Source organism: Candidatus Margulisiibacteriota bacterium (assembly GCA_041650635.1).
In the GTDB taxonomy this organism is placed as follows: Bacteria; Margulisbacteria; WOR-1; order JAKLHX01; family JBAZKV01; genus JBAZKV01.
In genome coordinates this window covers 36,001-60,944 of record JBAZKV010000004.1, presented here as the reverse complement: position 1 = coordinate 60,944, position 24,944 = coordinate 36,001, and the positions used below count along the sequence as shown (strand labels likewise).

Sequence of the window (24,944 nt, the reverse complement as noted above, 5' to 3'; positions counted from 1 at the left end):
TTATTTGAGCACTTTTCCTGTCTCAAGGTACCACAGATACAGGTCCAGCTCCGCAAGGGTAATCCCCAGTTTTTTTGCAAGCTGTCTAAGGATAGATTCTATGTGAAGATATGTCTTTTTGGACATCGTTTTTACGGGCTCGATAAGTTTGTGCTCCCTCAAAATATCAACGATATGAAAATCGATTATGGCACACTCGTCAAATCCGATGTTGCGCAGAAAATGGCTGCATTCCTTATATCCGATCCCCTTTATCTTCTTCACCAGGTAATCGCGCAGTTCACTCTGGTTCCCGATGTTTTTTATGGCATCCTTAAGTATATTCTTGTGCTTTCTTGCCTCAACGATATATTTTGCCCTGGTATTAGGGAACCTGTGCCCCGCTTTCTTAAGCCTTAAGGCAAGCTCTATCTCTTTGTCCTCCAAAAAGTTCTCGCCAAGTTCTTTCTGTATCTTGATCCCTCTTTCGGCATTAAAGTTGGCGGTAAGAATACAAAAGCAAAGCTCCTTAAAAAGCTCAGGCGCCGGTTCGATCCCCAGCGCCTTGAACTCTTTTATCCTTTTCGAGACTATGTTACCGATATCCCCCTTTTTAAGGGAGTTAACGGAAGCGATCAGTTTTTTCAATAGTTTTCACACAGTATTTCATAATAAGCCTGAGGATGCTTGCAGGCCGGGCATTCCTTTGGAGCCTCGCTGCCTTCATGGACATAGCCGCAGTTCCTGCAGTGCCACTTGACCGGCTTATCCTTTTTGAAAACAGTTGATGTTTTTATATTGGACAGCAGTTTTCTGTACCTTTTTTCGTGCTCGGCTTCGACCTCGGCTATTTCCCTGAACTGGTCGGCGATCTCAGGAAAGCCTTCCTGGTCCGCGACTTCTGCCGCCTCTTTGTACAGCTTTGTCCATTCCATATTCTCTCCGGCTGCCGCCTCTTCAAGGTTCTGTATCGTGGTCCCAATGATGCCTGCCGGATACGAAGCAGTTATCTGGGCCTCGCCTCCCTCCAGATATTTAAAGAACCTTTTTGCATGCTCCTTTTCGTTGTCGGCTGTCTCAAGAAAAATAGCCGAGATCTGCTCATAGCCTTCCTTTTTGGCCGCACTGGCAAAATAGGTATAGCGGTTCCTTGCCTGGGATTCTCCCGCAAACGAAGCCAACAGGTTCTTTTCGGTCTTTGTTCCCTTAACTGATTTCATCGATTTCTCCTTTCTATTGAGACGCCCCGGCGGGGTGTCTTTACTTTAGCTTTTCCAGAGCCCGTGCAGATTGCAGTACTCCCTTGCGGAGATATTGCTTCCGCTCAGCGGGAAGAACGCTTCGGGAGCCTGCCCGGGTTTAAGGAATTCCCTGTAGGTCTTGTCCCCGACAATAGCCTGAACCCACTGGATATAGTGCTTATCTTCCATTGGGTGCGCGACGGAGCCGACCTTGATCCTTATCCCCCCGTCAACCTTTTCTATCACAGGCACATGTTTTTCCTGTGCCGCATCTACCGTATTCTCTGTCTGCAAAAGCATCAGCTTATCGCAGCAGACAAGGTTTCCCCCCCCGACAAAAAGCACTTCGACAATATTGCCGCAAACCCCGCATTTATATACTTCCAATTTCTTTTTGACCGCCATTTTTTACCTCCTTATGTTCATTGCAGTTTTTTGAACGGCTCTGTTCGAATCTTTCTGTTATCACACTTCCTTGAACTGGTCTTTTGACGCTCCGCAAACGGGGCAAACCCAACTGTCGGGGATAGCTTCGAACGCTGTGCCCGGCGCCACTCCCCCGTCGGGGTCCCCTTTTTCTGGGTCATAGATATAATTGCAGACCAGGCATATATATTTCTTCAATTAATCTCTCCTTTCTATTATTAATGGGTTCTGCAGTCCCTGCAAATACCTTTAAAGTAGCCATGGACCTCTTTGATAATGTTGCCTTCTATCTCCCCCTTTCTTGCTATTTCGCAGTCAAAGAACAAATCTTCGATTCTACCGCACTTTTCACACCAAAAATGATGGTGCGTTGACATATCGGAATCATATCTAACCTCTGTCGGGGATATAAGAATTGTCCTTGCAAGGCCTTTCTCGACAAACATTGACAGAGTGTTATAGATCGTAGTTCTAGACATGGTAGGAATAATTTTAATCAGGTTCCGGTAGAGCCTGTCAGCTGTGGGATGAACCTTGTGGTCATGGATATATTTGAATATAGCCAGCCTTTGATAGGTTGGCTTTATCCCTCTTGATTCAAGAATATCCTTTAATTCTTCCATATATGTAATGATTACAATAAAGTATTCTACACATATTTGTTGCAATTGTCAAGATATCGATCTGTGCCTATCTGCTATTTTGTCGGCCAGAGCTTCTACCTGCGCAAGATCTGCCTCTTTTGGATAGCCTTTCACTATTACAGGATCTATTACCTCAACCTTCAGATTTGTCAGCATGCCTGCCAGCACTTCTACCAGTTTGCTTCCCCAGCCGAACGAACCGATTATGGAAACATATTTTGTTTTTGGCCTGAGTGCGTTAGCAAGATAAGCCGCATACACCGCAAGCGGATGCGGACCTGCCAGGACGGCCGGGCTTCCAATGACAACTGTTGCCGCGTCCACCAGGCTCATTGCAAGCTCCCCAATATCTGTTTTTGACAGGTCGAACGGTTTTACCCCGACATTCCGTTTTATAAGGCAGTCTACAAAGCGGTCCACAATAACCTGCGTACTTCCGTGCATCGAAACATAAGGCACAATGACCTCATTTTTGACGGCATCGCCGGTCCAGTCTTTGTAGGCATCAATAATAAGCGCTGGCTCCCGGTAGACCGGGCCGTGGCTTGGACAGATCATTTTTACATCGTAAGCCTTCAGTTTTTCCAGGTGCCCTTTTATCGCCGCCCTAAAGGGCATCATGATCTCCGCGTAGTATCGCTTGGCCCCTCGCAGGACTTCTGCACCGTCTTCGACATATAGCCCGCTCTGGGCTCTGTGTGAGCCAAAAAAGTCGCAGGAGAATAAGATCTTATCTTCCTTAAGGTAGCTTACCATCGTTTCCGGCCAGTGCACCCAAGGTGCAAAGACAAATTCCATAGTTTTATCTCCGAGAGAAAGCGTCTGCTTGTCCGAGATAACCATGAACTGTTCGTCCTTGAGAAGCAAAAGGTCTTTGAGCATACCCTTGCATTTGTCGTTAGCAACCACCTTAGCCGCAGGAAACCATTCCAGCACTTTTCCGATGGACCCGGAGTGGTCCTGCTCCGCATGGTGACAGACAACATAATCTATCCTGTCGATGCCGAGCTCTTTAAGGTTTTGTTTTAATTCGGCTTCTTTTGGCGGATCAACGCTGTCCATCAGCGCTGTCTTTTGGCTTCCTTTTACTATATACGAGTTGTACGAAGTGCCGTCCGGAAGCGGTATCAGTTCATCGAACAGGCGCCTGTTCCAATCTATGGAACCTACAGAAAAAATTCCTTCCGTTATCTTTCTTGCCGTCATAAAGCCCTCCTTATCTTGCACCGGACACAAAAAACCATACCGGCAGATATATTATAGCCCCAAGCGAGGAAAAAAGAATGAGAGAAGCTACGGTCTCCTTGTAAAAATCGTATCTTTCGCTGAGGACTATCGTAGAGATGGCAACCGGCATGGCCGACATCATTATGATCACCGTTGCGTCCAGCCCCGAGGTCCCGATCAGTCCTGTAAAAAGCACGGCAAGAGCCGGCAGCAGGATAACCCGCGGCAAGGCCAGTAAGAAACCCTCCCAAAGATGTCCATACCTCCTCCCATAGAGAAAGACCCCCAGCATGAAGATCGCCACCGTTGATGTTGTTGCTCCAAGCATATGGAGCATATGCGATACAGGGGAAGGCAGCCTTATGCCAAGCAGCGACATTGAAAAGGCCGCCAATACCGACAGAATTAGAGGGTTCTTTGAAAGAGACCCTGCCACCGTTGCAACCGCCTTAATAAAATCTTTCCCCTTTTGCCTGTGAATTTCCAGCACCGTTATCGAAATGCCGACACTGACCATCGCCATTACCGAAGAAGACAGCGCCGCCAGCGCCTCGCCCTGAGTTCCGGGAAAAGCAAAAAGGATGAAGGGGACTCCGAAAAAAGCATAGCTCCCGAACACAGTGCTTATTAGCAGCTTGAACAGCAGGTCCCGCTCGAACCTCAGCAAAACATAGGCCGCCAGATAGAGTATCATGACGGCAAAAGTCGGGGCAAGCGCCGCCGCTATAAAACGCAGGACTTCCTTCGAAAAACTAAGAGAGCTCAAATTGGCAAGAAAAAAAGCGGGCAGGGCAAAGTAGAACACATATGCGCTAAAGACCCTCTCGTCCCCCTGCTTGAGAATGCCGCACCTTCTTGCCAGATATCCGAGACCTATCAGGAAAAATATGGGGAACACGGCGTTGGTCAGCACCTGGATCATTTTTGCGCTTCCGGGCCCCGGTAGGTTGGAGCGTTTTTGGGCTCTTTGCCCTTTAGATGTTCGTGGTAGTAGGCGTATGTCATGGGTATGGCATCGCTGAGGATCTCTTCCCCGGTTACTTCACCGATAAAGAGCGTGTGGGTGCCGGTGTCGCATTGGCTGACAACTTTTGCGCTTATTATAGCGGCCGAATGATCCATGACCGCCGGGCATCCATTTCCCAGCATCTTGTAGCCGGTATCCTTGAACTTATCCGTGTCCCTGCCGCTCTTAAAGCCAAACTTGCCAACAAAGGTCATCGGGGCATCTTGAGAGAGAATGGAAACCGAGAACGCTCCGCTTTCAGAAATATATTGGTGAGTAAGGTTCTGTTTATTTATGCATACGGCCAGCTTGGCCGGTTCTGAGGTGACCTGGAATACCGTATTGGCGATCTGCCCGTTCAGTTTGCCCGCAGAAACAGAGCTGACCACATACAGGCCGTAACTTATCCTATGGATAGCCCTGGGGTTTGCCATACAAGATTGAAATAATTATACCATGAGAGGGCAGTTAGGGACGCAGCGTTCCTGAAAGATCATCGGCAAGGTTAATTATAACCGCTCCGCCCTTTAGAATACGGTTCATGTCATGAGCAATGATCTCGAGCTGGCCTCTGACAGAGCCGATAACACCATGATCATCCATATCCCTAACGGCTTCCCCTAATAGTCTTCTAGCTTCTTCCCTAACCGCCCTGGAAAGCACTTCCCTTAAGGCCAGATCGTTTTCTAGCCCGGGACATTCGAGGCACGCCTCGTTCCAAAAAAGCGCCCAGTTCTTAAGGATGAGCCGGAACCTAACATCAGGAGCGAACTTCTGCAGATCCATTGCCCTGGTCTCATAATCAATGAACACAACTTCTCCGCTCTTTGATAGTATTATGTTCTTAGAAGTCGGGTCCCCGTGCACAAAATCCTGCATATGGGTAAGGTGCAAAAGCGCTATCGCCCTGCTGTTCTTGTGCCTGCCTTCTTCCGGCGTCATTTTGGCCCCTGCTTCGGAAGGAAGGTACATCCTGTCGATGTATTCGTAGCAGTAAAAATGGAGCCTTCTTTTGCTGTCCGGAATGGACCTTGAATATATCCTCGCATATCTTGCTCCCGGGACCCGGATGCCCGAAAGCCTCCTTATCAATCCTGCCCGGACATCAAGCTCCTCATCGCTAAGCACCTGGGGCGCCTGGGGATGATAGGCCTTAACCACAACATGTTCCCCGCTCAAGCGCTCCATTAAAAAACATCTCGCTTCTGTTCCTTCGCCTTCGGCAAGGCGACCTTCATTAAGCAGGCTCATCATCCAAAACTTGCGGCCGCCTTCCATGGGCTGTATCGGGAGAAACAGCTTGGAGCCGGAGGTTTCTTCAAAATCCTCTTGAGTAGAAAGCGACATTCGTGCTATTTTGCGGGACAGGGCGTAGTTTGCCGCCGGGTCCATCCAGTCTTGAAGGCCAAAGAACAGCATTCCTCTATTCAGCACATCGTGCAAAGCATGCTGGCCCAGTAAGGTTCCCGCGTTGAGCCTGATCAGTTTTTCTGTCTGGTCGGGGAGGGCTTCTGTGTTACTTAAACGGTACTCGTACGCAAGCTCCCCAATAAAATCCTCTGCAAATTGCTCCGGGTCAAAGGGTTCCGAGTATTTGAAGATGTTGAACATTGCCGGCTGGAGCCCCCTGGTTTTCCATCCCGCTCCTCTTAAAAAAACATGGGTATCGACCCGTGCATCAGTTGAAACAGGGCGCCCAAGGTCGTCGGTAAGAATTATGCCGGGATCATGATATGTGTCTTCCAAAAAGTCTTCCGCCCGGTCCGCGCAGCTTGTACCGCCACTCCATCTCATCATGGCAAAAAGCTCCGCGTCTTCATGGAATATCCCTATGAGTTTTTCCGCCGTCGAAGGCCCAAAAAGGATCGACTTGCTCACCAGCGCCACTTTTTCACTGCCGACCAGGCCGGCCAGTCCCCAGATAAGAGGATCATTACGGATAACATAGTAGTCCGCATCCACCGCTGTGCTCTTCCACTCCGCAAAAAATTCACTAAAAATACGCGGGGCGCTTTCAAGCCCTCTAAACTCGGCCCTTTTGATCCTGCCGAGCACCCTATCCCTAAGCTCGGTCTTGACGGGGATCCCCTTGACTTTATAACCAAAGATATCTCTGACCCCTATTCCTTGGAGATCAACCGAAAAGACTATGCTGCCGTTTTGCCGCCTAATATCGGTGATAGCTGCCCGGTAAGGACCTATCGCCCTGCCAGGGCCTACTTTTGTTGCCAGTATGTCCATCAATGGTTTCTCTATAAAAATGCGGCCGGATTTCATCCCGGCACAAAAGAATTACGAAGATCTTCCTGCCAGCCATTCCAACAAACTGGCATTAACAGGTTCTGAGGTGTATATGACCTTTACTTCAGCAGCCATATCCCGAGTATCACGCACAGGCAGCCTGCTATCTTGGCTGGGGTGATCGCTTCCCCAAGGAGGATGACGCCCAGAATAAAGGCGACCAGTGGATAGCTGCCGGAAATAGGAACGACTTTTGACACATCCCCGATCTTAAGGCTGTGGTAGAAAAGCACCTGGGCAACAAAGCTTGCCAGAAAACCGCCTGCCATTATGAGGCCGATCGATCTAAGGTCCGCACTCCGCAGTTCATGAGGCTTGATCATAAAGAAACCAAGGAATATAAGCCCGAGAAGTACCGCCAGGCTCCTGTAAAACAATCCGGTCAGCGGCTCAACCCTGGAAAGGCCAAGCTTTTCTAGTATAGGCGCAATGCCCCAGATGACCGAAGTAAGAACGGCAAGCCAGTAATAATTCATAATTTTTCAAGGGCATCCCTGCCAGTCATGCCTTCTTGAAGGCCCCCCGCCTTTGCGCAGGAATTGGCCTCCACCACCGGCGAGTCAAGGAGCCCCTGCATATCCGTTATGGGTCCTTTGGGGGATCTTACTTTGGCCGCGGGACAGCCGAATTTGTCAAAAACATTGACATCGAACAGTCCGCAGCCCACAAAGCCTTTGTCCGTCTTTGCATAGACCATGGTCACGCCAAAAAGAGGTACAACATCGCCCTGCGCGGTCTTGTTTGATAGTTTTATGTCCTGCACTGCTATATCGCCAGTATCTTGGTCAGACGGTAGCTTTCAAGGTCTATCTCTTTTTTGGACCTCAACACTTCGTCTATTGGGAAAGAAGTAATGCTGTGGCAGGTTATGGACACCATGCGGTTGAATTTCCCCTCGAGCAAAAGCTCCACTGCGTGCGCGCCAAATCTGCACGCCAGCTGCCTGCTAAAGGCCGTCGGGGCTCCGCCTCTCTGCATATGGCCCAGCACCGCTATCCTGACATCAAGGCAGGTCTTGTCCCTTATCTCCTGCGCCAGTTTGGCTTCATTTCCCGCGCCTTCGGCTTTTACAATAATGCTGCTGCACTTGCCTCTTTTGTGCCCTTTTTCTATCTCTTTTATCACTGAAGCGGCCGAATATTTGGCCTCAGGGATAAGCACCACCTCGGCTCCTGATACAAGCCCGACTTCCAAAGCTATGAATCCGTGTTCCCTTCCCATTACCTCAACTATGAATATCCTCTCGTGGGATGTGGCGGTATCACGTATCTTGTCGATAGCTTCGACCGCGGTATTCACTGCAGTATCAAAACCTATTGTATAGTCCGTTTTTGGAAGATCATTGTCTATGGTTGCCGGTATCACGACACAGGGAACTTTGAAGTCCCTGTACAGGGATACCGAAGCATTAAGAGAACCGTCGCCGCCTATTATTACCAGAGCATCTATCCCGTTGGTCCTTATGTGTTCAACGGCCCTGCGTCTGGCCGACCTTTTCCTGAACTCAGGACACCTTACAGTATGAAGAATCGTGCCTCCCCTGTTGATTATGCCGCTGACCGAATTAACTTCGAGCTCTCTTATTTCACCGTCTATCAGGCCGGCATAACCACGCTCCACTCCCATTACCTTAAGACCGTTGTAAACCGCCGTTCTCACTACAGCCCGGATGGCAGCATTCATGCCGGGAGCATCTCCGCCCGTGGTTAACACCGCTATTTTCTTTATCTTCATATTGAAAATAATTATACACCCGTTCGATGGTAAAATAAATATATGAGAAAACTGGTGGCCATAATAGAGCCCTCAAAATGCACGGGCTGCGGCATCTGCGCGGATATGTGCCCGCCAAAGATCATCAAGATAAAGGACGGCACGGCATCTATTGATGAACTGGTAAAGTGCGACGGACTCGGCGGCTGCGCCAGGCTCTGCCCTTCAAAAGCGATCACTATGGAAGAAAGGGATTTTCCCTCTTAAAGTCGGGAAGCAATTCTTTTCTTGACTCCAATTCCTGAATTAGATAGTTCTCCATTTTCAGGTCCTGTGCCGCTTTTACCGCCTCCCAGTATTCTTCCGGATGCAGAGGTCTGTTAAGTTCTTCGTACTCTCCCGCTCTGTTTTGAGGGCTATACTGGCTCATTATACTTATCCACAACTCCCTGGATATTGTGGATAAGTATTTGACGGCTTTCTTGCTGTCCGATATCCCGTTCGGCAGGACCAGATGCCGCACAAGAAGTCCTCTTACTGCAATTTCATTTTCATCAAATCTCAAATTCCCGACCTGTCTGAACATTTCCTTGATACCGGCCTTTGCTGTCTCAACATAGTTCTCCGCATTCGAATATTTCGCTGCTTTTTCATCGTCATAATATTTAAAGTCGGGCATATATACATCAATTATCCCGTCAAGGATTTTCAACAGCTCAAGACTGTCATATCCGTTGGTATTATAAACGATCGGGATCTCTAAACCTTTTTCAAAAGCGATCTTTAACTCCTGCAGTATCTGCGGCATAAAATGGGTTGGGGTAACAAGGTTAATATTGTGGCAACCTTGGGATTGGAGGTTTAACATGATTTCATGTAGGGGCAGGTCGCGACCTGCCCCTACAATATGATTGCCGCCCTGCGATATCTCCCAGTTCTGGCAATAAACACACTTCATAGTGCATTTTGAAAAAAATACTGTCCCGGAACCTTTTTCCCCGGATAGGAACGGCTCTTCGCCGTGATGAGGGCAATAAGAAGCAACTTCAATATCGGGTGCGGCCCCGCATTTTCCTATCTCTCCTTTAAGCCTGTTGACCCCGCACCGGTGCCCGCAAAGACGGCAGGAAGCCAAGATGCCGTTTGCTTCCTTCAGCCGCCTCTTTATCAGGTTTGCTTTTGACTCCACTGTTGTATATCATTATATCAACCGCAAGACATGAAAAAAGACAGCAGAAAAAAAATAAGGATAGCCCTTTGTCAGATGAACGCCCTGGCCGGCGGCATCGACAGCAACAGGGACAAGATCGGTGCGAATCTTGAAAAATGCAGGGAGGAAGGCTGCGATCTTGCGGTATTTCCCGAACTTGCCGTAACAGGGTACCCTCCCGAAGACCTGCTGCTAAAAAAGGGCTTTGTCGATGACAATCTTAAGGCCCTCAAAGACATATCGTCCAAATGCGAAAAGATAACCGCAGTTGTGGGGTTTGTCGATCACCGGAACGGGAAGCTGTTTAACTCGGCTGCTGTTGTACACAACAGAAAGGTGGTTGCGGTCTATGATAAGATCTGCCTGCCAAATTACGGCGTTTTTGACGAAAAGCGCTATTTTTCCCAAGGGAAAGCTTCCTGCATAATAGAACTTGACGGATTTTCTTTTGGGCTTCTTATCTGTGAAGACCTCTGGGACGAGAAAGGTCCGGCCAAAAAGCTGGCATCATCCGGAGCGGACCTCTTATTGTCCATAAACGCTTCCCCCTATTCTGTCGGAAAATGGTCGGAACGCGAAAAAGCAGCAAAACAGCTTTCAGTAAAAACGGGGAATTGTTTTGCTTATCTCAATCTTGTCGGGGGCCAGGACGAACTTGTTTTTGACGGACATTCCTTTATTTTGGACAGAAAAGGCAAAGTGGTCTCAAGAGGCAGACAGTTCGAGGAAGACATCCTTGTTTATGATATAGAAGCTTCGGACAATAAGACAAGGAGGGGCTCCGGAATAAAAATTGTTGGGATCAAAAGCAAGAACTTCCCTCTCAAGACCAGCATAAAAGTTTCCAACCCGGAACCGCTTCCAAGGACAGCGGAGGTCTATAAAGCGCTGTGGCTCGGACTCCGCGATTATGTCAAAAAGAACGGCTTCAAGAAAGTGGTCCTTGGCCTTTCCGGAGGTATTGATTCTGCTCTGGTTGCCGCCGTCTCAAAGGACGCACTGGGAAGCGATAATGTAAAAGCCGTATTCATGCCGTCGCAATACACCTCACAGCAGAGCGGAGAAGACGCTTTTGCAGTGGCAAAGAACCTTGGGATAGAATGCCTTGAATTGCCGATCTCAGATATTTTTGCGCAATTTATGAAGTCGCTGGCAGGCCCCTTTTCCGGCACACAGGCCAATATAGCGGAAGAGAACCTCCAGGCCAGGATAAGGGGCAGCCTGCTCATGGCCTTCTCGAACAAATTCGGATATCTGGTGCTTGCAACAGGCAATAAGAGCGAGGTCAGCACAGGATATTCGACGTTATACGGGGACATGTGCGGAGGGCTTTCTGTAATAAAAGATGTGCCAAAAACGCTGGTCTATGAGCTTGTTAATTACAGGAATTCCGTGGGAAAGGTGATACCGGAAAGCATTATAAACAGGCCTCCAACCGCAGAGTTAAAACCGGATCAAAAAGACCAGGACACGCTGCCTCCCTATGATGTGCTGGACAGGATAATCGAGGGGTATGTGGAAAAAGACATGGGCATCGAGGAGATTGTAAGGGCAGACGGCCGTCTGCCCCAACCAATCGTGAAACATACTATATCCATGATCGACCGCAGCGAATACAAACGCCGGCAGTCGGCACCGGGGATCAAGATAACCCCAAAAGCTTTCGGCAAGGACCGCAGGATGCCGATAACTAACGGGTATAACAAAGTTTAGCTCAGCGCTCGGCCAAAACCCTCGAAGCCCTTTCGAGTACCGCCCCTACTTGCGGACTTTCCAAAAGATGATCCGGGAGCATTTCTGCAACACTGATGGCTTCCCGCACATGAAAGCCTGTTCTTTGCCACCCGATCCCCTCAAGCGCCTTTGCAGCAAACTCTTCCCCGATGCAGGGAAGTCCCAGAACGGCTGCTTTTTCAAGATTATGAACATTAAGGGAACCCATGGCCTCAAGAATATTGTTTTTGTCCATTCTTTGGAACAATTCGTTTCTTAACCCCGAGGGCAGTTCTCTGCAGCCGCAGACTTTGAGCCCGAAAGGCACGGTAGAAGACACATAACCTTCCAGGACGGCATCCCAGTTCTTATCGCAACCGTAATGCCTGAAGATCCTGGATATAAGCCCCCAGGATTCTCTAAGATGAACATACGGCCTCCATCCGATCACGCCGAACACATATTTTGTTGTGTCAAAAGTACCGACAAAAGAATGAAGCAGTTCGTCCGGCAGCAGGCTTATGACCCTTCCTGCATTATCCCTTTTGCGATGTTCAAAAAAGAATTTAAGAGCGATTCCCGCAAGCTCCCTGTCGCGCAAAACACTCCCGGACAGCCTCCCCGAAAGCAGGTCCCCTGCCAGACGCGGGTCTTCAGACTCAAAGGCGCTGCGCAGCTCGTGTCTTTGCCTCGTGATCGCTGCTTGCCGGCGGTCCCTCATTATACTGATTATGTAACGCATACCGTTTCTTTGTCGACATTCTCTTGCCCGGATTTCATTTTGCCTATATAATGCTGGTCATGGACAACATCCCGACCATACCTGAAATGCTTAAAGCTTCGGCTGAAAAATTCAGGGGCCTTACGGCTCTGCAAATGAAAGACCCTAGCGGAAATTACAGAAAGATCAGCTACCTGGAATTTTATGGCTCCCTGCAAAAGATAAGTTCTTTCCTCTTTGATTCCGGGATAAAGCACGGCGGCCGTATCGCCCTGCTTTCGGAGAACCGGCCCGAATGGCCGATGGTCTATTTTGGCGTTACCAGTATAGGGGCAATAATAGTACCTCTGGACCCAAAACTGGAAAGCGAAGAGCTTTTCAGCCTTTTGTCGGATTCAGGGTCGGAAATAGTGTTCTGCTCGGGAGAACAGGCTCAAAAAATAGAAAAATTAAGACCGCGCCTGCCTTTGCTTAAAAAGGCCGTGAACTTAGATGCAGACATCGATAAAATCCTTACCTTGCCCCTTGACCCGGCTCGACTCCGCTCGCCGCAAGCTTGCCCCCTGCCCCTTGCCGCCGTTGCCCCCGACGACATCGCCGCCATCATCTATACTTCTGGAACCACCGGAAATCCTAAGGGCGTAATGCTGAGCCACAAGAACATAATGTCAAATGTCATCGGCATTGACCCGCTGTTTCATATGATCGGCCCCGGAGATAATTTCCTCTCCATCCTTCCCAACTATCATACTTTTGAAACAACTGCCGGAATGTTCTGTCCTATCTTCAAGGGAGCCTCTATAACCTATGCGGAGAGCCTAAAATCCTACCACCTGCTTAACAATATGCAGGAAACAAAGGTCACGCTTATCTGCGGCGTGCCCCTCCTTTACAAGCTTTTTCTGGACGGCATCAAAAGACAAGTCGAGGAAAAAGGCATTGCCGCCAGGGTCCTCTTCCGGGTATTTCTATGTATTTCTATGTATTTCAAAGTATTTCTGCGCATTAACATCGGCAAACATTTGTTTGGCTTCATTCAAAATAAGTTCGGCGGCCACATCAAGTTCTTTGTCAGCGGAGGCGCCCCTTTAGACCCGAAGATCATAAAGGAATTTGACCTGATGGGATTTACCATACTGCAGGGCTATGGGCTTACAGAAACTTCGCCTATACTTGCAGCCTGCACTATGGACAACAATGTTTTCGGATCGGTGGGCAGGCCTCTTCCTGGAGTAGATATCAAGATACACGCTCCCAACCGCGAGGCCGTAGGAGAGATAATGGCCAAAGGCCCCAACATAATGAAGGGTTATTACAATGATCCCGGTGCCACCTCAGAAGCCATCATGGACGGCTGGTTCCGCACAGGGGACTTGGGCAGGCTGGACGCAAAAGGCAATCTTTATATAACCGGCCGGTCAAAAGACCTGATAGTCCTGGGTTCCGGCAAAAATGTCTATCCCGATGAGGTCGAATTCGTTATCTCAAAAAGCCCTTTTATAAAAGAGATCTGCGTATTCGGGTCAAAGATAATGTCCGGTATAAGGCAGGGGATGGAAGAGGTGCATGCCGCAATTGTGCCGGACATGGACAAAATGGCCGACTGGGTCACCAAAAGAGGGCTGGAGCTGAACGACTCAACTGTCAGGACGGTTATTGGAGAAGAGGTTGAGAACTGGGGAAAACTCTTGACTCCTCACAAAAGAATTGCTAGATATTATATTGCCGAAGGCGAACTGCCGAAGACCGCAACAAAAAAAATAAAAAGGTTCGCGGTCAAGGAAAGTTATTCAAAATAGGAAAGTACGGGGTGCCGCTTGGGGCATCTCAAAAGGAGGCCTTATGAGCGACATCGAAAAGGAGATCAAAGGGCTTGTTTCCAAAGTGGTCAAGATACCGGAAGATAAGATAGACCCGAACGCCGACCTGTTCAAGGACCTGGGGGTAGACTCCCTGCTCGGGGTGGAGATCTTTGCGGCGCTCGATAACAAGTATCATATCGATATACCGGAACAAAAGCTGATCAAGATCAAGACCCTTAACGACATAATCGCCATAGCAAAAGAACAGATCAAGTAGGTCATGGGGACCTCTCAAGACACTTCTTCGCACTGGCGCAGGCTGCTAAAGCTGGATGAGCCGCTGCCCAAGGATTTCGAAAAACACCTTGCAGGATTCGGCTCATCGCTTAGGCCGCGCATCCACGGCTACCTGGGAAAAGTGGCAAAGAGGGACTTTGGCCTCAAAGGGATTGGGATAGAGAACCTCCCGGACCGGGCTCCTTTCATAATCGCTTCTAATCACTCCAGTTCGCTCGATTTCCCTGCAATATATCTGTCCCTGCCGAAGGAATTAAGAAAAGATGTAGTGGTCATGTACACTTCTTTCTTTGACAGGATCTTTCCCATAAAAATGGCCATAAAAGCACTGATAGACTCTTTTTCGGTAGAACTTGACGGCAATTTCTGGCAGGCCCTTTCCATGGCGGCAAGGGTCTTAAAATACGGAAAGATAGTCTATATTGCTCCGGAAGGTCAAAGAAGCTGGGACGGCAAACTCCTGCCTTTCAAGGTGGGTGTTGGAGCCCTTTCCGTAGAGACCGGCATCCCAGTTGTCCCCGCATATGTTAAAGGAGCCCACGAAGCTCTTCCAAGAGGCACCGTAATCCCCAAAAAGCACCCTATCAGCGTTTCTTTCGGAAAGCTTATCGATCCTTCCTCCTTTGCCGAAAAAAAGTCGGAAAGACCGGCCTATGAAGTTTACCGGGACTTTACGCAGATATTGCGCAAAGAGATAGTCGGACTTTCCCGCTGAGGCTTTACAGGCATTTGCGGCTGAGATACAATATTTGCTCAACAGGAGGTCTATATGAACAAAAGATATTTTTGGGGCGGGCTGGTTCTGCTGATAGGAGCGATCCTTCTGCTGGAGGCTATGGGTATCCTGTCAGGAAATATCTGGAGATATCTCTGGGCCATTCTGTTGATCGTGATCGGTTTCGGGATAATGTTCCCGGATAAGTAGATTATCGGTCTGGTATAGTCGGGGCGAGTAATTATTCGCCCTTACAAGGAGACTTAAGATCTTAGGATTATCAAAAGAGGTTTGGCTCTTCATTCTTATAGGCTGGTCGCTTCCCTGGAAGGGCGTGGCTTTGTGGAAGGCTGCCCGCAACGGCCAGACAGCCTGGTTCATAGCCATACTCACCATAAATACCCTGGCACTTCTGGAGATATTGTACCTGCTCTTTTTTCAGAAAAAACGCAGCTCTGACACCGAAGTTTAGGCTAACCCTTCCCATAGCGGACCGCCAGGGCAAAGGCAGGTATAAGACTGAAAAGCCCCCCTATCATCAAGGCGAACGGGGCTCCAAAGTATTGAGCTGTTATACCCGCTTGGAACCCGCCTATAGGCATCAGCCCCAGGAATGATAGCGTATAAAACCCCATTATTCTTCCGCGCATCCGGTCGGGGACCTCTTTTTGAAGTACGGTATTTACACAGGCGGCCTGCGAAACTATCCCCCAGCCAAGGACCGCAAGAAAAGCGCAGGACAGTATGAAAGATACCGACACAGAAAAGGCTATCAGGGACAGAGAGACCACTATCGTGCTGAACACAATATACTTTATGAAGTTTATCCGTGAACTGTATTGAGCCAGCATAAAAGCCGAGAGTAGTGCCCCCATGCCTCCGGCGGACATCAGCAGCCCCAGCCCCTGGGGCCCTACTTTTAGGATGTCCTTGGCAAAGACGGGCATTAAAACAGCGTAAGGCATAACAAACACTGAGGTAAAGGCCACCAGAACCATTAACAACAGCGTTTTTTTATCCCTGTAGATGTATCTTGCTCCCTCAAAAAAGGGCTCAAGCATTCCCGAAGTCCATTTTGTGGCCGGGGAAAAATCGCCCTTAATTAGCACGAGCCCTGCCATCATTATAAAAAAGGTTATTGCGTTAAGATAAAAGCAGTCTTCTATCCCAAAAGCTCCGATTATGAACCCTGCCGCTGCCGGGCCTACTATCCTTGCTGCATTAAATGCTATCGAGTTAAGCGCTATTGCATTGGGCAGAGCTTTTTTTTCGGTAAGCTCAACAACAAATGCCTGCCTTGCCGGCGAATCCACGGCATTTGCCAGCCCAACGACAAAAGTTATAAGCGCAAGAGATGCAAAACTGATCTGCTCTGTCGATATCAAAAAGCCCACCAGAAATGAGCTCATGGCAAAAACGAGCTGAGTGTACCAGAGGAGCTTTTTTTTGTTCACATGGTCCGCTATCACTCCTCCGAAAGGGGTAAGGAATAATATGGGAAGCCCTGCGATGGCATTAAGCACGCCCAGGAGCAGCTTTGAACCCGTAATTTCATACACAAGCCATCCCTGTGCCACCATCTGCATCCAGGTGCCCGCAAGGCTGAATATCTGGAACGACCAGAATATCTTGAAGTTTTTGTACCTGAAAGATTCAAATGCCCTCATGTTTTTCATGATACTCTTTTTGGCGCTTGAAATCCATTGACCTCATTTTCGATAAACACTTAGGGACTTTATGACAAGCGCACCCAGGATCAACCCGCCGACGACACAACGCTTGCTCCCTAGGGGAGAGTGCGATGCCGTATTATTAAGGGTCTTTTCCGCTGTAGAAAGAAAGCCTTTTCTCTGCTGGCAAAGACCGGACGGCACAAGGCCGGCGGCCCGTTTTTCACTACCGGAGCATCCCGAATTCCGGCTGGCGCTTCCGTTCGTGGACCTGCTGCCGGTCGATATCGGCCAGTTCGGCAGCGACATCGCTTCGGTGTTCCACGATTTCAGGACTTTTGATACGGACATATTGATGCCTCCCGATTATTCACTTGGCCGTTTTTCTCTAAAAGTATTCGATCCGTATTCCACAGGCGTTCCCGCCCTAAAGTTTGACGAGATACATTCAAGCACGGCTTTCAGGCACATTAAGCCGCGTCCTCAAAATCCTTACCGGGAATGGAATTATTGGGGAATAAGGTCGATCATTGGGACCGCCGTAGAGCTTGGGATCTCCGAGTTCTTTGCATCGACCCCCGAGACTATCGCTGACAGATACAGGCGGATCAAGATAATGGAGAACAATTTGCAGGACAACTATTTGACCCCTTTCCGTTCCGGGTGGGACCTTGTGACCATCATGGAAATGGGGAAAGAGGAAAGGGCCTGGCATTATGAGGGCAGCTAGCTATTCTTTATTAAAGGAGCGCCTGGCCAGGGCAGACTTTCTGCTTAAGGCTTCCGCAAAAGGACTGGAGGCTTCTTCCTGGATAGGATCCCGGTCCGCCTTTGTCCGGGGTCTTTCTCCCTTAGCGGAAGGTATCGGCGCCTGCCTTGAAGACCGGGGTAACAGACCCCGCTGCTTGGCAATGCTTGACGGTTTCGAGTGCCTGGTTTCGTTTTTTGGCGCCCTTGCTCAAGGCCCCGGCGGGGAGCAGATATCCCATCTGTCAGGCGTGCAATTTGGCGAGCGCTCAAGAGCGTTTTCCTCTTTTTCGGTGATCACTGATGCAAATGAGTATCCTGTCAACATATCTATTAAGACCGGCTTTGCGGCGCCTAAGGCAACTGTCACTTTTTATTCTTCGGAGGATACCGGCAGAGCTTTTGGCCTGGCCAAATACCGGATAGGCTCCGACAATTCTAATTTACGCCTTCATATGGACGCCAGCCTTTTCTCAAGAGAGTACGGGTTCAGAAAATGGCTGGGGCATCTCGATCTTTCAGGCGCCTGGTCTAGCAGGAAAGGCTTTGCCGAAGATTTCCTTGCCGACCTGATAGTCAGGTTGTCGCTGTTTGACAGGGAAAGCGGGCAGCCGCCGGACCTTGAGCCAGCCTGGAGGATGGCCCTTTCATGCTGCGACAGAAGGAGCGGAGGACAGGACTGGGAAGCCGCTGCGGAAAGATTGAAAGAGCAGGACCCCGACACTCACGCGCTTTTCAGGTATAATCTTGCATCTCTTTTGTCGCGCGCCGCCGGAAGGATCCTTAAAGGAATCAAGAGCATATGGCTTATCGGCACCGTTGCAGGAAGCAGCCCTGTGTGTTCAAGGGATGACATTGACCTGCTGATCGAAACATACGGGCCGGATTATGACGCGGAAGTCGCAGATTTTTTCGAAGAAGCCGACGGTATCTGCGTAAACCTGTTCAATGAACTGATGAGCGGCACCGGGGTATCAAGGGGCCGTTTCATTGACACTGCCGGCAGGATTCTGACACAGAAAGAACTTGAAACCCGGCTGGGCGTAGCCTCTATCCCGTTTTCAAGCGATATCCCCCACTACAGGCTCTACCCTCCGCCGGGTTTCAGAAACTGAGGAATCTGGGCCTGCCGGAAGCGGCATCCCTGGATGGCGTGCGCGGGACCGATGTTTTTACCGCCGCGGACTTCTGCAATAGCATGGGCTGGATCTGCGGTTTTTGTGCATCGGCGCTCTTTTTGTCCGCAAAATAGATGATATCGTTGTCCCTTACGAATTCCTTGACCTTTATCCCAACCCCTTCCCCCTTCTTTGCCTTTTGCACGCTTTCATGTTCTATCTGTATGGAGCCCACGGGCTGTACAAAATCAGTTGTGTGCCCTTTTATGTGTATAATGTCCCCGACCTTTATGGGTGCTTTAAGTGTAGTTGTTATGACTTTGATCTTGTCAAAATAGTGGTCGATCTTTCCCGCTATTTTTTCTTTCTTTGGTTTTTTTGCTTCAGATTTTTTTGCGGCCTTTGCCGGCATTGCCTTGCTCCCTTCATTTTGCTGGGACTATTATAGACCCGGAAAATCTCAAAGACAAGGCGTGTTATACTGGGCTCATGACAACTCTGATACTATGCAGGCACGGGGAAACCGGCAGCAACGCGGCCCAGATATACCAAGGGCAGGGCGACGGCAAACTGACGGGAAAAGGCATAAAACAAGCGAAAACGCTTGCAAAAACGCTTTCAAAGATAAAGATAGACTCCGTCTACTGTTCGGACCTCTCCAGGTCTTTTGTAACTGCATCCATAGTTGCCCGCTCACAAAAAAAGCCGGTCATAAAGGACCCCAGACTTAAAGAAAGGTTCTACGGGAAATGGGAAGGCATGAGGTTTGACGAGATAGAAAAAGAATACTCGAGTATCTACAAGATCTGGATGAAACATCCCGACAGGGCCAGGATACCGGGCGTTGAGCCTCTTAAGGCGCTTCAAAAAAGGGGGGTCTCGGCCATAAATTCCATACTATCAAAGAACAAAGGCAAAACCGTTCTGATAGTCGCCCACGGCGGGATAAACAGAACGATTTTGTTCCATTTTCTCGGGATAGAGCTTAACTATTTTTGGAGGATAAAACAGGACAATTGCTGCATAAACGCGGTCCAGATCGAGGAAAAGACAAATACCCCGAAGGTTTTGTTCGTCAATTACACGCCGCTTGAAGGAAAAATATTGAAAAGGCTAAGAGGCGACATCTATTAAGCCTACTTCTTGCCGCCGCCCCCGCTGTTCTGGGTTTTTATGCTTTCTATAAGGCTGTCCCACTCTTCGTGAGTTATCTTGTTGTCGCTTCCGGCATATCTGGCAAAGAGCCTGGGGTCCAACCCGAACATTTCCCATTCATCCCTGGTCAATATCCCGTCGTGGTCTGAATCGATGGCATGAAAGTCCGATTTGCGCCAGCCATTGCCCGATTGCCTGCTTTTTATGCTGTCGCGGATTTGCAGCGTCGTCTCGAATTCCTCTCTCCTTACATCCCCGCTCAGATTGGCATCCCAGGCAGAAGCATTTTGTCCCGTTGTGCTGCAAAATCTCTCGAGCTCGTTATCATCAAGGATCCCGTTGCTGTCGCGGTCAAACACATCAAAAGTTTGCGCCGTTATGCTGGCAACCATATGATCTCCTTAATGGAATTGTCTCGCTCATTAATATATCGGAGTGAGAGGGATTAAACTTGCACCCAACTGGTATCAGTATTTTGAAATGGCCTTGAGAAATCTTGGATAGTCTCGGTCAAAAAACGCGTATAGGGTGGCTCCGTACCTTTTCTCCCCTCTTTTCACAAAATCCTTAAAATATCCTTCTTTGATCGCGCCAAAACCCTCCAATAGAGCGCTCATTCTGGCATTAAAATCATACACATACCCCGATATCTTGTGCATCCCCAGTTCATTGAACGCAAAATCCAGCATTAAATGGATGAATTTGAGCCCATATATCTTGTTCTTATAATCCTCTTCTCCAATGACCGTAGACTCATGCAGGTTCCGGCTTCTCCAGTTTATCCTGGAATACAGTATCATCCCGACCGGCTTTTCCGGTGTTTCGGCTATCATAACGATAGCGTCCGAAGGATCGCTTGTGCTTTTTTCCACCATGGCTATCACCCTGGCTTTGAGCTTTTTCGGGTCTTTAGTCTCAAGGTCATATAAGTTTGCCACAAAATCCTGCGACGATGCCCAGCCGCAGATCCTTTCCACATCGCCGAGATCGGCCTTTCTCAAGGCAATTTTGATCTTTTCAAGCATTGTCCTGCCCTTTTGGGGAAAAAACATATACAAGCACGGACCTGAGCTGCCCTTTAAAGAATATCTGTTCCTTCATTTCGGCCTCAATGCAAAACCCCGTTTTTTCAAGCGCCTTTTTCGCAAAATCCTCGACATCCATCACATTCGAGTAGATGCGATTAAGATCGAATTTCTTTACCGCTTCACTAATTATCTGCTTCAAGACTTCCGACATCCCGTTAGCGTCCAAAGGCGCCCCCTCAACTGGAATGATGTGCATAAAGATGGAGTCATTTTCTTTGCCGAATTGGTTGAACACTATGATGGCCGTTATTCTTCTTGTGTCTGTGTCAGCAGCTGCAAATGCGGCAGTCTCTTTTTCGCCATAGAAAATCGTTCTGCGGAAGAGATCATAAGAGTGGGGAGTGGTGCCGCAAAGCATAAAATAACAGGAACCGAACATGCTGTACAGTTTTGGGTGTTTATCCAGAAAATCTTGAGTAAGCCTGTTTACCGCGTACATGCGGACATTATAACATCTGAGCATTCTCAAAGACCGTACGGGAACACAGGGATATTTTTTGTGATAAAATGGTGCTGTTTGATACGCAATTTTCCCGAAAGGAGCCATAGATGTTCGAGGATATCGCAAAAAGGTTCTGCAAAAAGAATTCGAGGTCCGAAGGGATGAAGATAGAAAAGGTCATCGGAAGGGAGGTCCTTGATTCAAGAGGCAATCCCACCGTAGAGGTCGATGTCATTACAAAGAACGGCACACTGGGAAGGGCTATTGTACCCTCCGGCGCCTCCACAGGGATACACGAGGCACTGGAGTTAAGGGACGGGAACAAAGGCCGGTATCTCGGCAAAGGGGTCCAAAAAGCCGTTGCCAATGTTTCAAAGATCGAGGTTAAAATTAAAGGTCTGCCGGTAACCTCCCAATTCGAAATTGATGCGGCCATGCTTGAACTGGACGGGACCGAAAACAAATCAAATCTAGGCGCCAATGCCATCCTTGCCGTGTCTCTTGCCGCGGCACACGCGGCCGCGAACGGTCTGGGGATCTCGCTTTTCTCCTATATCGGCGGCAAAAAAGCTGCAGTGCTTCCCACCCCCATGATGAATGTGCTCAACGGCGGCGCTCATGCCGGATGGAACACGGAGTTCCAAGAATACATGATAGCCCCGACCGGAGCAAAGTCTTTTAAAGAGGCGCTGAGAATGTGTGCGGAAGTCTATCACACCCTTAAAGGTGTCGTAAAAGCAAAGGGGCAGCCCACGACCGTAGGAGATGAGGGCGGTTTTGCTCCCGCGTTGGGGACCAATGAAGGGGCGCTTAAGGCAATAGTAGAGGCCGTGGAAAAAGCCGGATACAAACCGGGAGAACAAATAAACATCTGTCTGGACCCCGCTTCTTCAGAATTCTATAAGAACGGGAAATATGAATTGAAGAGCGAAGGAAGAGCTCTTTCATCAGAGGAAATGGTCGATCTCTACGAAAAACTTGCTTCCGACTACCCGATAATCTCTATCGAGGACGGGCTTGCCCAGGAGGACTGGGAAGGCTGGAAGCTGTTGACCAAAAGGCTCGGCAAAAAGATACAGCTGGTAGGCGACGACCTTTTTGTTACAAATGTCAAACTTCTTTCAAAGGGTATACAGGAAAAGGCCGGGAATTCAATACTTATCAAGCTCAATCAGATAGGCTCCCTGTCCGAGACCCTTGCCGCGATGGAAATGGCAAGAAAGGCAAAATACACTTCTGTCGTGTCCCACAGGAGCGGCGAATCCGAGGACACCACTATAGCCGACCTGGTGGTCGCCACAAATTCGGGAATGATAAAAACGGGGGCTCCCGCCAGAACGGACCGTGTCTGCAAATACAACCAATTGCTCAGGATCGAAGAGGAACTCGGCACAGAGGCAAAATACCTCGGGCTCGAGGCCTTCGCAAATAAATAGAAAGGAAGAAAAATGTCAGAAGCATCCATAGTTCTGCCCGCTCTGCGTCCGCTTGAATCCGGTCTTCTTTGGCTGGTGCTCGCTTCCGCGCTTGTTGCCCTGTTGTACGGAGCTTACATGGCCTGGAAGGTCCTCCGGGCGCCCCAAGGCTCTAAGGAAATGATCGAGGTGGCAAAAGCCATACAGGAAGGCTCTGCCGCTTATCTTACAAGGCAGTTCAAAGTGATGGGCATATTCATAGCGCTTATCACTGTGGGACTGTATTTCATGTATGTCCCCGTATTTCCTGATAACCCCGTGCTTCCCTTTGGCATAGCCATTGCCTTCCTTTTGGGGGCTTTTGCTTCGGCCGGGGCTGGCTTTGTGGGAATGAACCTTGCGGTAAGGGCAAATGTCAGAGTGGCAAATGCCGCTCTTACCAGCTTTAAGAAAGCCCTTGAGGTCGCTTTTGAGGCCGGTACCGTATCGGGCATGTTCACCGTGGGGCTTGGGCTGCTCGGCGCCACGCTCATATTCCTGATCTTTAAACAGGATGCCATGAAGGTCCTGGTTGGTTTTGGTTTTGGCGGATGCCTTGTTGCGCTGTTCATGAGGATAGGCGGCGGCATTTACACCAAAGCGGCTGATGTCGGCGCGGACCTGGTAGGAAAAGTGGAAAAGAACATACCGGAGGACGATCCCAGGAACGCGGCGGTCATAGCCGACAATGTCGGGGACAATGTCGGGGACTGCGCCGGAATGGCAGCGGATGTTTTTGAAAGCTACGAGGTGACCCTTGTCGCTGCCCTTATATTGGGAGCGGCAACGCTTGCGGACAAAGGCTTTCAGGCGCTTTTTGGCGGAATGGCAGCCCTTATGGCGCTGAAGCTTGTCATGTACCCGCTTCTTGTCAGAGCAGTCGGAGTGTTCGCTTCCATCATAGGCACATGGTCCGTCAGAGGCAAAGACACAGAAGAGATCGGGGACCCGATGAAGCCGATCAATTTTGGTTTTTGGGTAGCCTCTATAACTTCGATAATCGGTTTTGTCGCTATCTGTTATCTCTATCTTAACTATCCGATACCGGGCGCAGAATGGTGGAGGTTTGCTCTTGCCACCTTTGTCGGAATAGTGCTGGCAGTGGTAATAGAGATGCTGACCAATTATTTTACCCACACAGAGAACAATCCCATTAAAGAGACCGTTGAGTCCGCCAAGTCCGGGCCGGCAACATTGATCCTTTCCGGTTTTGCTCTGGCGCAGGAATCCTCGGTCTGGTCTATTGTCGCAATATCAGCCACCATTTTTGCCTCCATGGCCATCTTCGGGGGCAATATGGCACTGTCGGCGTACGGGGTCGCCCTTGCGGGACTGGGACTGTTGACAACGACCGGTTTTATCCTGGCAATGGACACTTACGGGCCGATCGCCGACAACGCTAACGGGATCTTTGAAATGTCCGGTACTTACAGAGGCCAGGGAAGCAAGGCCGAAAAGATCGTCTCCAAACTTGATGCCGTTGGCAACACCACAAAGGCTCTTACCAAAGGTTTTGCGATAGCGACCGCTGTCATTGCTGCGATAGCCCTGTTCAGGTCTTTCGTGGAAGAAGGCGGCCTGCTTGAGACCGGTATTCAATTGAACATGTCCGATGTGTTCATCGGCCTTCTTATCGGGGGCGCCGTAACCTTCCTGTTCTCGTCATTCCTTATCAAGGCTGTGGGAAGGGCTGCCCAGATGGTCGTGGAAGAAGTAAGGCGGCAGTTCAGGGAAATACCCGGAATAATGGAAAAGAAGAACAAGCCGGAATATTTTAAGTGCGTTGACATAGTAACATCTGCCGCACAAAAGGAGTTGATCGGCCCGGCACTGCTTGCAATATTCACTCCGATAGCTGTCGGCTTTGCCCTTGGCACGGCTGCGCTGGGCGGTTTTCTTGCAGGAGCAATTCTGGTCGGACAGCTTTTGGCCGTGCTCCTTGCCAATTCAGGCGGCATTTGGGACAACGCTAAAAAAGCCATTGAGATGGGGATGCTGGGAGGAAAAGGTTCTGACGCCCACAAAGCCGCGGTCATCGGCGATACTGTCGGGGATCCGTTCAAAGACACCGCAGGCCCTGCCCTTAACCCTCTGATCAAGGTCATGAACCTTGTGGCGCTTTTGATAGTGCCGCTCATATTTCACGGGGTTTCTCCGGCGGTTAAGACCGTGATCATTACAGTGTCCGTGCTGCTGGTCATTCTTGCGGTCTATATGAACAAGAGGGGGAACGCAAAAAAGCAGTTGTAACCCTTGGTCAGTTCACTATTTAAGG

Annotated in this window: 31 protein-coding genes; 12 read left to right on the top strand and 19 right to left on the bottom strand. The window is 49.3% G+C overall.

What is annotated here, in order from left to right:
- The 12 genes from WC490_01865 to pfkA form a co-directional block, all read right to left on the bottom strand.
- Complete coding sequence (locus WC490_01865) at positions 1-627, bottom strand: N-glycosylase/DNA lyase (GenBank protein ID MFA5097358.1); 627 nt, start codon at positions 625-627, stop codon at positions 1-3.
- The gene (locus WC490_01860) at positions 624-1,199 is read right to left on the bottom strand and encodes a rubrerythrin family protein (protein MFA5097357.1); all 576 of its coding nucleotides are present in this window, start codon (positions 1,197-1,199) and stop codon (positions 624-626) included. Before WC490_01860 ends, WC490_01865 begins: the two co-directional genes overlap by 4 nt.
- 45 nt (positions 1,200-1,244) lie before the next feature.
- On the bottom strand, positions 1,245-1,625 hold the full coding sequence (locus WC490_01855; protein MFA5097356.1) for a desulfoferrodoxin: 381 nt from the start codon (positions 1,623-1,625) through the stop codon (positions 1,245-1,247).
- Positions 1,626-1,685: 60 nt separating this feature from the next.
- A complete protein-coding gene (locus WC490_01850) occupies positions 1,686-1,844 on the bottom strand; it encodes a rubredoxin (GenBank protein ID MFA5097355.1) in 159 nt (52 codons plus the stop codon).
- 20 nt (positions 1,845-1,864) lie between these two features.
- On the bottom strand, positions 1,865-2,269 hold the full coding sequence (locus WC490_01845; protein ID MFA5097354.1) for a Fur family transcriptional regulator: 405 nt from the start codon (positions 2,267-2,269) through the stop codon (positions 1,865-1,867).
- A gap of 48 nt (positions 2,270-2,317) precedes the next feature.
- Positions 2,318-3,496, bottom strand: coding sequence for an FprA family A-type flavoprotein (locus WC490_01840; protein ID MFA5097353.1), 1,179 nt, complete (start codon positions 3,494-3,496; stop codon positions 2,318-2,320).
- Between the two features lie 10 nt (positions 3,497-3,506).
- The gene (locus WC490_01835; protein MFA5097352.1) at positions 3,507-4,439 is read right to left on the bottom strand and encodes an AEC family transporter; all 933 of its coding nucleotides are present in this window, start codon (positions 4,437-4,439) and stop codon (positions 3,507-3,509) included.
- Positions 4,436-4,957 carry a flavin reductase family protein gene (locus WC490_01830; GenBank protein MFA5097351.1) on the bottom strand — a complete coding sequence of 174 codons (522 nt, stop codon included), beginning with the start codon at positions 4,955-4,957 and terminating at the stop codon, positions 4,436-4,438. The genes WC490_01835 and WC490_01830 overlap by 4 nt, the downstream gene beginning before the upstream one ends.
- A 34-nt stretch (positions 4,958-4,991) precedes the next feature.
- Positions 4,992-6,764: a hypothetical protein gene (locus WC490_01825; protein ID MFA5097350.1), complete on the bottom strand. Its 1,773-nt coding sequence runs from the start codon at positions 6,762-6,764 to the stop codon at positions 4,992-4,994.
- Positions 6,765-6,883: 119 nt separating this feature from the next.
- Entirely contained in the window at positions 6,884-7,300 is a 417-nt protein-coding gene (locus tag WC490_01820) for an EamA family transporter (protein MFA5097349.1), read from the bottom strand.
- The gene (locus WC490_01815) at positions 7,297-7,587 is read right to left on the bottom strand and encodes a YunC family protein (protein MFA5097348.1); all 291 of its coding nucleotides are present in this window, start codon (positions 7,585-7,587) and stop codon (positions 7,297-7,299) included. Before WC490_01815 ends, WC490_01820 begins: the two co-directional genes overlap by 4 nt.
- Before the next feature lie 2 nt (positions 7,588-7,589).
- The gene (gene pfkA, locus WC490_01810; protein ID MFA5097347.1) at positions 7,590-8,552 is read right to left on the bottom strand and encodes a 6-phosphofructokinase; all 963 of its coding nucleotides are present in this window, start codon (positions 8,550-8,552) and stop codon (positions 7,590-7,592) included.
- A 48-nt stretch (positions 8,553-8,600) separates the two neighbouring features.
- On the opposite strand from pfkA, the gene WC490_01805 reads away from it, so the two are divergent.
- Positions 8,601-8,804 carry a 4Fe-4S binding protein gene (locus tag WC490_01805; protein ID MFA5097346.1) on the top strand — a complete coding sequence of 68 codons (204 nt, stop codon included), beginning with the start codon at positions 8,601-8,603 and terminating at the stop codon, positions 8,802-8,804.
- Here WC490_01805 and WC490_01800 read toward each other — a convergent pair.
- A complete protein-coding gene (locus tag WC490_01800; protein MFA5097345.1) occupies positions 8,776-9,726 on the bottom strand; it encodes a radical SAM protein in 951 nt (316 codons plus the stop codon). The genes WC490_01805 and WC490_01800 overlap by 29 nt on opposite strands.
- 30 nt (positions 9,727-9,756) lie before the next feature.
- On the opposite strand from WC490_01800, the gene WC490_01795 reads away from it, so the two are divergent.
- Complete coding sequence (locus WC490_01795) at positions 9,757-11,460, top strand: NAD+ synthase (GenBank protein MFA5097344.1); 1,704 nt, start codon at positions 9,757-9,759, stop codon at positions 11,458-11,460.
- Between the two features lies 1 nt (position 11,461).
- Here the strand turns inward: WC490_01795 and WC490_01790 are convergent, their stop codons facing one another.
- A complete protein-coding gene (locus WC490_01790; GenBank protein ID MFA5097343.1) occupies positions 11,462-12,202 on the bottom strand; it encodes a hypothetical protein in 741 nt (246 codons plus the stop codon).
- 23 nt (positions 12,203-12,225) lie between these two features.
- On the opposite strand from WC490_01790, the gene WC490_01785 reads away from it, so the two are divergent.
- The 5 genes from WC490_01785 to WC490_01765 are packed head-to-tail and all read left to right on the top strand — an operon-like array spanning position 12,226 to position 15,467.
- Entirely contained in the window at positions 12,226-13,980 is a 1,755-nt protein-coding gene (locus WC490_01785; protein MFA5097342.1) for an AMP-binding protein, read from the top strand.
- 43 nt (positions 13,981-14,023) lie between these two features.
- On the top strand, positions 14,024-14,260 hold the full coding sequence (locus WC490_01780; GenBank protein ID MFA5097341.1) for a phosphopantetheine-binding protein: 237 nt from the start codon (positions 14,024-14,026) through the stop codon (positions 14,258-14,260).
- Between the two features lie 3 nt (positions 14,261-14,263).
- The gene (locus tag WC490_01775; GenBank protein MFA5097340.1) at positions 14,264-14,995 is read left to right on the top strand and encodes a lysophospholipid acyltransferase family protein; all 732 of its coding nucleotides are present in this window, start codon (positions 14,264-14,266) and stop codon (positions 14,993-14,995) included.
- 54 nt (positions 14,996-15,049) lie between these two features.
- Positions 15,050-15,205, top strand: coding sequence for a DUF5668 domain-containing protein (locus WC490_01770; protein MFA5097339.1), 156 nt, complete (start codon positions 15,050-15,052; stop codon positions 15,203-15,205).
- A gap of 58 nt (positions 15,206-15,263) precedes the next feature.
- Positions 15,264-15,467, top strand: a complete 204-nt coding sequence (locus tag WC490_01765) for a DUF5652 family protein (protein ID MFA5097338.1) — start codon at positions 15,264-15,266, stop codon at positions 15,465-15,467.
- A gap of 1 nt (position 15,468) precedes the next feature.
- On the opposite strand, the gene WC490_01760 is transcribed toward WC490_01765, so the two are convergent.
- On the bottom strand, positions 15,469-16,662 hold the full coding sequence (locus tag WC490_01760) for an MFS transporter (protein MFA5097337.1): 1,194 nt from the start codon (positions 16,660-16,662) through the stop codon (positions 15,469-15,471).
- 70 nt (positions 16,663-16,732) lie between these two features.
- Here WC490_01760 and WC490_01755 point away from each other — a divergent pair, with 70 nt between their 5' ends.
- Both WC490_01755 and WC490_01750 read left to right on the top strand, forming a co-directional pair.
- Entirely contained in the window at positions 16,733-17,395 is a 663-nt protein-coding gene (locus WC490_01755; protein MFA5097336.1) for a hypothetical protein, read from the top strand.
- Positions 17,382-18,527, top strand: coding sequence for a hypothetical protein (locus WC490_01750; protein MFA5097335.1), 1,146 nt, complete (start codon positions 17,382-17,384; stop codon positions 18,525-18,527). Before WC490_01755 ends, WC490_01750 begins: the two co-directional genes overlap by 14 nt.
- On the opposite strand, the gene WC490_01745 is transcribed toward WC490_01750, so the two are convergent.
- Complete coding sequence (locus WC490_01745) at positions 18,517-18,942, bottom strand: hypothetical protein (GenBank protein ID MFA5097334.1); 426 nt, start codon at positions 18,940-18,942, stop codon at positions 18,517-18,519. The two genes, WC490_01750 and WC490_01745, sit on opposite strands and share 11 nt — an antisense overlap.
- A 77-nt stretch (positions 18,943-19,019) precedes the next feature.
- Between WC490_01745 and WC490_01740 the strand changes: the two genes are divergently transcribed.
- On the top strand, positions 19,020-19,664 hold the full coding sequence (locus WC490_01740; protein MFA5097333.1) for a histidine phosphatase family protein: 645 nt from the start codon (positions 19,020-19,022) through the stop codon (positions 19,662-19,664).
- Positions 19,665-19,666: 2 nt separating this feature from the next.
- Here WC490_01740 and WC490_01735 read toward each other — a convergent pair whose 3' ends face one another.
- The 3 genes from WC490_01735 to WC490_01725 form a co-directional block, all read right to left on the bottom strand.
- Positions 19,667-20,077 carry a hypothetical protein gene (locus WC490_01735; GenBank protein ID MFA5097332.1) on the bottom strand — a complete coding sequence of 137 codons (411 nt, stop codon included), beginning with the start codon at positions 20,075-20,077 and terminating at the stop codon, positions 19,667-19,669.
- A 75-nt stretch (positions 20,078-20,152) separates the two neighbouring features.
- Positions 20,153-20,710 carry a GNAT family protein gene (locus WC490_01730; protein ID MFA5097331.1) on the bottom strand — a complete coding sequence of 186 codons (558 nt, stop codon included), beginning with the start codon at positions 20,708-20,710 and terminating at the stop codon, positions 20,153-20,155.
- Positions 20,703-21,236, bottom strand: a complete 534-nt coding sequence (locus tag WC490_01725; protein MFA5097330.1) for a GNAT family protein — start codon at positions 21,234-21,236, stop codon at positions 20,703-20,705. The genes WC490_01730 and WC490_01725 overlap by 8 nt, the downstream gene beginning before the upstream one ends.
- Positions 21,237-21,376: 140 nt before the next feature.
- Here WC490_01725 and eno point away from each other — a divergent pair, with 140 nt between their 5' ends.
- Positions 21,377-22,651 (top strand): phosphopyruvate hydratase, encoded by a 1,275-nt coding sequence (gene eno, locus WC490_01720; GenBank protein ID MFA5097329.1) that lies wholly within the window; start codon positions 21,377-21,379, stop codon positions 22,649-22,651.
- A 12-nt stretch (positions 22,652-22,663) separates the two neighbouring features.
- Positions 22,664-24,919: a sodium-translocating pyrophosphatase gene (locus WC490_01715; GenBank protein MFA5097328.1), complete on the top strand. Its 2,256-nt coding sequence runs from the start codon at positions 22,664-22,666 to the stop codon at positions 24,917-24,919.
- Positions 24,920-24,944: the final 25 nt, after the last annotated feature.

Excerpts from the sequence above, each read along its gene's own strand:
- WC490_01860 (MFA5097357.1), bottom strand. The coding sequence starts at position 1,199 with ATGAAATCAGTTAAGGGAACAAAGACCGAAAAGAACCTGTTGGCTTCG.
- WC490_01855 (MFA5097356.1), bottom strand. The coding sequence starts at position 1,625 with ATGGCGGTCAAAAAGAAATTGGAAGTATATAAATGCGGGGTTTGCGGC.
- WC490_01845 (MFA5097354.1), bottom strand. The coding sequence starts at position 2,269 with ATGGAAGAATTAAAGGATATTCTTGAATCAAGAGGGATAAAGCCAACC.
- WC490_01840 (MFA5097353.1), bottom strand. The coding sequence starts at position 3,496 with ATGACGGCAAGAAAGATAACGGAAGGAATTTTTTCTGTAGGTTCCATA.
- WC490_01835 (MFA5097352.1), bottom strand. The coding sequence starts at position 4,439 with ATGATCCAGGTGCTGACCAACGCCGTGTTCCCCATATTTTTCCTGATA.
- WC490_01830 (MFA5097351.1), bottom strand. The coding sequence starts at position 4,957 with ATGGCAAACCCCAGGGCTATCCATAGGATAAGTTACGGCCTGTATGTG.
- WC490_01825 (MFA5097350.1), bottom strand. The coding sequence starts at position 6,764 with ATGGACATACTGGCAACAAAAGTAGGCCCTGGCAGGGCGATAGGTCCT.
- WC490_01820 (MFA5097349.1), bottom strand. The coding sequence starts at position 7,300 with ATGAATTATTACTGGCTTGCCGTTCTTACTTCGGTCATCTGGGGCATT.
- WC490_01805 (MFA5097346.1), top strand. The coding sequence starts at position 8,601 with ATGAGAAAACTGGTGGCCATAATAGAGCCCTCAAAATGCACGGGCTGC.
- WC490_01795 (MFA5097344.1), top strand. The coding sequence starts at position 9,757 with ATGAAAAAAGACAGCAGAAAAAAAATAAGGATAGCCCTTTGTCAGATG.
- WC490_01790 (MFA5097343.1), bottom strand. The coding sequence starts at position 12,202 with ATGCGTTACATAATCAGTATAATGAGGGACCGCCGGCAAGCAGCGATC.
- WC490_01780 (MFA5097341.1), top strand. The coding sequence starts at position 14,024 with ATGAGCGACATCGAAAAGGAGATCAAAGGGCTTGTTTCCAAAGTGGTC.
- WC490_01775 (MFA5097340.1), top strand. The coding sequence starts at position 14,264 with ATGGGGACCTCTCAAGACACTTCTTCGCACTGGCGCAGGCTGCTAAAG.
- WC490_01770 (MFA5097339.1), top strand. The coding sequence starts at position 15,050 with ATGAACAAAAGATATTTTTGGGGCGGGCTGGTTCTGCTGATAGGAGCG.
- WC490_01760 (MFA5097337.1), bottom strand. The coding sequence starts at position 16,662 with ATGAGGGCATTTGAATCTTTCAGGTACAAAAACTTCAAGATATTCTGG.
- WC490_01755 (MFA5097336.1), top strand. The coding sequence starts at position 16,733 with ATGACAAGCGCACCCAGGATCAACCCGCCGACGACACAACGCTTGCTC.
- WC490_01750 (MFA5097335.1), top strand. The coding sequence starts at position 17,382 with ATGAGGGCAGCTAGCTATTCTTTATTAAAGGAGCGCCTGGCCAGGGCA.
- WC490_01745 (MFA5097334.1), bottom strand. The coding sequence starts at position 18,942 with ATGCCGGCAAAGGCCGCAAAAAAATCTGAAGCAAAAAAACCAAAGAAA.
- WC490_01740 (MFA5097333.1), top strand. The coding sequence starts at position 19,020 with ATGACAACTCTGATACTATGCAGGCACGGGGAAACCGGCAGCAACGCG.
- WC490_01735 (MFA5097332.1), bottom strand. The coding sequence starts at position 20,077 with ATGGTTGCCAGCATAACGGCGCAAACTTTTGATGTGTTTGACCGCGAC.
- WC490_01730 (MFA5097331.1), bottom strand. The coding sequence starts at position 20,710 with ATGCTTGAAAAGATCAAAATTGCCTTGAGAAAGGCCGATCTCGGCGAT.
- WC490_01725 (MFA5097330.1), bottom strand. The coding sequence starts at position 21,236 with ATGCTCAGATGTTATAATGTCCGCATGTACGCGGTAAACAGGCTTACT.
- eno (MFA5097329.1), top strand. The coding sequence starts at position 21,377 with ATGAAGATAGAAAAGGTCATCGGAAGGGAGGTCCTTGATTCAAGAGGC.
- WC490_01715 (MFA5097328.1), top strand. The coding sequence starts at position 22,664 with ATGTCAGAAGCATCCATAGTTCTGCCCGCTCTGCGTCCGCTTGAATCC.